Origin of the sequence: Holdemanella sp. MSK.7.32, assembly GCF_024460475.1 — a bacterium.
In the GTDB taxonomy this organism is placed as follows: domain Bacteria; phylum Bacillota_I; class Bacilli_A; order Erysipelotrichales; family Erysipelotrichaceae; genus Holdemanella.
This window is the reverse complement of record NZ_JANFYN010000112.1, coordinates 1-876: the sequence shown is the minus strand read 5'-3', so window position 1 is coordinate 876 and position 876 is coordinate 1. Positions and strand designations below refer to the sequence as shown.

The following is an 876-nucleotide window of genomic DNA, read 5'->3' as shown; positions in this document are numbered from 1 at the left end:
CTTAACTTTCCATTTTTCTTCGGTATATACTTTCGTCTTACTGGAGAAGGCTTGTACGTCTTTGTTCGAAGTTCATTCAAAATCAACTCTATGTTTTCATCTAAATTTTCCTCAAACACTTTGATACTGACTTTATCAATACCGGCACATCCCTTGTTCTTCTTCACTTTACGAAAAGCTTCTGTAAGAACATCTTTGTGTAGTATTTTTCCATACACACTAAATAATTTGAATTTTAATGGTTCATTCATAATGTCTTTTCTTATCTCCTTTCCACTGTCATGTAATATCTTTTAAGGTTAATACGAATATTCTTAAAATTTGCACTTACACAACTACATCTACTCAAAGCTCACAAGGTGTTACCACTTCGCTCCATTATATTTCTATAACTTCTTCGCTACTATTAGTAACTCTGACTTCTCCGTACACTATCCGTCACTTCGCTACGCTTATAGATGGTAGTCCATTAAATACGGAGACCTCACAGGATCATCTGTGCCTTCCCTTGAACTCATGCTTCCTGCTTTCACATCCAGTATTAACAGATATCGATATAGTCATTGGTATCTATTCATAGGATTTCTGCTTTTTTCCGCAGCATCATCAATACTGAACGCCACATGTGCATTGATAGATTGGTGCCTGAGTTCTCGCTTTAACTCCCTTCACACACTCCCTCACGAGAATGCATTGAGTATGGCTTACTACTTGGCTATATCCTTAGTAGACAAAGTATTTCAACCTTGTTGGGACTGTTTTACTTCAATGACTTTTGTATAGTGTTACGAGTATCTTGTACTTTATTGTCTCTAAAATAAAACAGTTGATAATCGGTGATTGATTATCAACTATAAGCACGACTGCCTGTCGTAC

Annotated in this window: 1 pseudogene; it reads right to left on the bottom strand. The window is 36.3% G+C overall.

From position 1 onward, the window contains the following. Positions 1 to 251, bottom strand: a pseudogene (locus tag NE544_RS12020) (group II intron reverse transcriptase/maturase); the annotation flags it as partial. Positions 252 to 876: the final 625 nt, after the last annotated feature.